The 4339-nt window shown below is 37.9% G+C and carries 7 protein-coding genes; 4 read left to right on the plus strand and 3 right to left on the minus strand.

Features of this window, described 5'->3' with window-relative positions:
• The first annotated feature begins 140 nt into the window (after nt 1-140).
• Nucleotides 141-515, plus strand: coding sequence for a group I truncated hemoglobin (locus tag P9B04_RS15165; protein WP_342055825.1), 375 nt, complete (start codon nt 141-143; stop codon nt 513-515).
• 58 nt (nt 516-573) lie between these two features.
• Here the strand turns inward: P9B04_RS15165 and P9B04_RS15170 are convergent, their stop codons facing one another.
• Nucleotides 574-852 (minus strand): hypothetical protein, encoded by a 279-nt coding sequence (locus P9B04_RS15170; protein ID WP_342055831.1) that lies wholly within the window; start codon nt 850-852, stop codon nt 574-576.
• Between the two features lie 274 nt (nt 853-1126).
• Here P9B04_RS15170 and P9B04_RS15175 point away from each other — a divergent pair, with 274 nt between their 5' ends.
• On the plus strand, nt 1127-2257 hold the full coding sequence (locus P9B04_RS15175; protein WP_342055826.1) for a TIGR00341 family protein: 1131 nt from the start codon (nt 1127-1129) through the stop codon (nt 2255-2257).
• A gap of 51 nt (nt 2258-2308) precedes the next feature.
• Here the strand turns inward: P9B04_RS15175 and msrA are convergent, their stop codons facing one another.
• Together msrA and P9B04_RS15185 are read right to left on the minus strand one after the other, a co-directional pair.
• Nucleotides 2309-2845 (minus strand): peptide-methionine (S)-S-oxide reductase MsrA, encoded by a 537-nt coding sequence (msrA, locus tag P9B04_RS15180; protein WP_342055827.1) that lies wholly within the window; start codon nt 2843-2845, stop codon nt 2309-2311.
• Nucleotides 2846-2907: 62 nt separating this feature from the next.
• On the minus strand, nt 2908-3297 hold the full coding sequence (locus P9B04_RS15185) for a hypothetical protein (RefSeq protein WP_342055828.1): 390 nt from the start codon (nt 3295-3297) through the stop codon (nt 2908-2910).
• A gap of 195 nt (nt 3298-3492) precedes the next feature.
• On the opposite strand from P9B04_RS15185, the gene P9B04_RS15190 reads away from it, so the two are divergent.
• Together P9B04_RS15190 and P9B04_RS15195 are read left to right on the plus strand one after the other, a co-directional pair.
• Entirely contained in the window at nt 3493-3942 is a 450-nt protein-coding gene (locus tag P9B04_RS15190) for a hypothetical protein (RefSeq protein WP_342055829.1), read from the plus strand.
• A gap of 81 nt (nt 3943-4023) precedes the next feature.
• Nucleotides 4024-4284, plus strand: coding sequence for a hypothetical protein (locus tag P9B04_RS15195; RefSeq protein ID WP_342055830.1), 261 nt, complete (start codon nt 4024-4026; stop codon nt 4282-4284).
• Nucleotides 4285-4339: the final 55 nt, after the last annotated feature.

Raw genomic sequence — 4339 nt, forward strand, 5'->3', positions numbered from 1 at the left:
ATAAAATAAACTTTATTAAGCACACTTCTCACTCCGTCTAAAGACGGGCAAACTACATCCCACCCTTAAAAGCGGTGGGCTTTGTTTGCAAACCCTGTAAAATATATAGTGAACACTTATTTTAGAGAGATTACACAACTATGGATAGTCTTTATGAAAGGTTAGGAGGAGAAGCTGCGGTGGATCTGGCGGTGAATAATTTTTATCAGAGAGTGTTAGCGGATGATAGAGTTAAGCACTTTTTCGCTAATACCGATATGGATAAACAAAGACAACACCAGAAAGATTTTATGACTTATGCTTTTGGAGGGGCTAAACAATGGAATGGAAAACCCATGAGAAAAGCTCATCAAAAGTTCGTTGAGGATATGGGACTGACAGATATTCATTTTGATGCGATCGCAGAAGATTTGGTAGCTACTCTTATGGAGATCAATGTACCTCAAGAATTGATCGATGAAGTAGTAGAAATTGTTGGTTCTTCTGCACATCGCAATGATGTTTTAAATCGCTAGGATTTAGGGACGCGTGGATCTGTGACCCTTTTGATGGACAAAGATTTCTCTGTTTTGTTTAGGAGTATAGTCTGTTCTCAAAAAAGTCTTCACAACAAACTTGGGTCACTCCCTGTAGTCCCAACTCTTCTAAGTAGTTCATCCAAGCTTCTGGAGTATCTTCAACGGGTAAAATACCCAAAACTCTTGCTACATCAGCTACCCAAGGAACTGTTGAGATGCAATAACCTTGCCAGTGGACTTCTAGGGATAACCAGTCGGGGATTTGATCTTTATCAAATTGGCTAGATGCTCGATAATCTGCTTGAAAACAGTAAATCTTACCTGTTTTAACCATAGTGAAAGGGAAATAAAACAACCTGTCTATTAATGGGAGAGCCAAATTTCTGACTTCTCGTTTACTAATCATGGGATAACACATTTAGCCCCAAAATATCAGCGATTGTGTCATCAAAAAAACACAAAGTTATTTCGGTATTTTTTTGTCTAGTTCTTAATCATTTTCTTCTACCATAGTAGAAGACTTAACTCCTAACACCGAACTGAGGTTTCCTAGCTGTGGTTATTTATGCTGATAATTAATATCTTATTTGCTAAGGTTCGAGGTGGTCATGTTAATCCCTATCAGGCAATGGTTTAAACGAAAAGTTCCTAGAGTTCCTCCGAATACTAGGGAGAAATTACAACAAGAACTGCTAAACGAAGCGGAACTTGATACAGAGTTCCTTGTTTTAACGGTAAGTTCTTGCATCCTTGCAACTCTTGGACTACTAATGAATAGCACTGCAGTCATTATCGGTGCTATGTTGATCGCACCTTTAATGTTACCCTTACGAGGCTTAGCTCTGGGGATGTTAGATACCGATCGCCTTTTGGTCAAAAATAGTCTTATCACCCTAATTATAGGGACTATGACGGCTATTATTATTTCTGGTCTGGTTGGGGGGTTTTTTGCTCTACCAGAGGCTTCTTTTGGCCCTGAAATTCTAACAAGAACTGAGCCTACTTTAACAGATTTAGGGGTAGCTGTGGCAGCCGGAGGCATTAGTGGTTTCGCAAAAATCCGCCGTAAACTTAGCGATGCTTTGGCAGGAACAGCTATTTCTGTGGCTTTGATGCCCCCTCTCTGTGTTGTGGGTATCTCCCTATCTCAAAAGGCTTTACCTTTGGCTAGTGGGGCATTTTTGTTGTATCTCACCAACTTATTAGGCATTACCCTATCCTGTATTGTTGTTTTTATCCTTGGTGGTTATTACCTTAATTACGGTCAAACCAGTCAAGCTTTGAGTGGGTTTACTATCCTAACAGGAATCTTAGTATTTCCTTTATTTATTAGTTTTGGAAATCTTCTCCGACAAGAAAAGTTTGAAGGAAAAATTATCACCCTCTTACAAAATAAAACCGTAACGGTTGGTCAACAAAGCGAGTTAGTAGCTCTAAATGTTCAATGGCCAACTTTCCCGTGGAGCAAGGATTATCCTATTATTTTGGTCACAGTTCAAGAAAATACTAAAAATCCTATTACCCCTACCCAGGTTGGTTTAGTGGAAAAATTAATTAAAAAAGAATTAGGGAAAAGGTTTAAACTGGTTTTTCGAGTTAGTCAACTGCGGGAAGTTGTGGCTGACTATGAATTACCTTTGTCCACTCCCGAGTTATTTGGGCCTGTTCCTCCTCCCCCTGTTTCCCCTATATCTCCCCAGAAACTCTTACCTTTTTCTTCTTCTGACAACAACGAGTAATTCTCAAAGAGACAGGGATATAGCCAAAGTTTCCTGCCTCTCAAATTAAAATTAGGCTAATATTTTCTCGGGAAAATACTTCTTAAGCTTGCTTAGTTTAGGGGGAATACTAAATACACAATAAGGTTGGTTGGGATGCTTTTTGAAGTAGTTTTGATGATACTCTTCTGCAGGATAATAATCGGTCAATTGCTTTAATTCTGTAACAATTTTTCCTTTAAAAACGTCTTCTCCATTGAGCCTTTCAATAACTTTTTTGGAGGTTTCCAGTTGCTCTTGTGAGTCCCAGAGAATAATGGAACGGTACTGGGTTCCGACATCGTTTCCTTGTCGGTTTAATGTGGTAGGATCATGACTGGCAATAAAAAAGATTTCTAATATTTCCGTTAGGGAAATCTTTTGAGGGTCAAAGGTGACTTTAACCACTTCTGCGTGTCCTGTTCTACCTCCACAAACCTGATCGTAGGTTGGGTTTTTTGTGTCTCCTCCAGCATAACCGGATTCAGCCTTTTCTACCCCTCCAACATTTTGATAAACCGACTCGACGCACCAAAAACAGCCGCCACCTAATACAATTGTCTCTGACATTTCTCTATTTTTCTTATTAAGTATAATCTTTACAATTCTTAATATAACAGTTTCTAACTCAATCAATGAGTGCGATCGCCAAAATTGTTAGGATAGCTTTCCCTAGACATTTTTGCAATATCGTCTTGGAAATATCCTTGTTTAAACATAATTCGCCTTAGAGAAGTTATCCCCACTCGATCACTATCCTCTAACTCCAAATATACTTTGAGATACTGCCCTAGATTTTTATTAAAATCTCCATTAATATTTTTTGGACTATGATCATATATATTAGCCATATCTTCTGCTAAATATAGGCCAGTTGTCGCTAAATAAAAAATTGCTTTATACTTCTCAGATATGTGACATTGAAAAACTGTTTCTATTGCTTCTAACAAATATTCTATCTCCTGTATATTGAGGCCGTGAATGTTAGCTACTTTTTTTGCTCGTTTAAGTTCTGATATCATCAGCTATAGTCTAAATATAGTAATTAACCTTAAATCCATTTTATCTATTATGGATATTGACAATTATGTATGATACACTTACCACCAACAAAAGTTGGTAGAGATAACCAAAATTTATTGATTAAATTAGCATTATAAATCGATTACAACCAAGATTTATTGGTTAAAGTATTATAAATCCTTTAGTTAAGTAACATGGCACGAGTGGAATTCCTCTTAAAAGATAAAGACCAATCAGACAAAATAAAGGCTACTTTACAAGAAGCTATCAGTAGGGGAGAGGGAGCGAAGAAAAAATTGTTAGCAAAAGAAGGGGGAACTCTTAAGGAAAGCGAAGTTTGTGAGAAATTGAACTGTAAGTCTCAGGATTTGGACCGAATGCGAGATAATGGTGATATCATTGCTGTAGAGGTTGATAATCAGTACCTTTACCCTGCTTGGCAATTTGTTGATGGTAAGATTCTACCCGGTTTAGATAAAGTTTTGTCCCAACTCAAAGACGATGGAGTTTGGACAGTAATCATATTCATGCTCACAGGTGATGTACGCTTAGATGGCAAAACTGCTTTGGAAATGCTAAGAGAGGGTGAAATTAAGCGAGTTAATTGGGCAGCTTCTTGTTATGGGGAACATTCTGCATCATAATGTAGTTGTGGATAGATTAGGTTGAATTTAGACAAAATTTGCCACAATATCTGAAATGTTAAGGCCTGTGTTATCTCGATTATGGATCGCTTTCCTCAACCTCCAAGAGACTTTCATGAGGTTTCTCTTCCTTGTTTTACGATTAGAGCAAATCAACCTTTGTATAGATTGAATCTTGCAAACAGTAGTAGTGGAAAACCTTATACTTCTAGTCTCTATTTCGATAGGAGCGGCAGAGGACGTTTCGATGGTCCTAATCAGAGTTATGGTATATTGTATGCGGGTGTAGATGTTAAGTGTGCATTTATTGAGGTGTTTGGTCTTGACACTCCCCACGAATAAAATTCGGGGGATTCTTCCTTCATAGACTTATCTTGCTATCGCAGGACAAACCAGC

The organism is Crocosphaera sp. Alani8 (genome assembly GCF_038442745.1).
Classification (GTDB): domain Bacteria; phylum Cyanobacteriota; class Cyanobacteriia; order Cyanobacteriales; family Microcystaceae; genus Crocosphaera.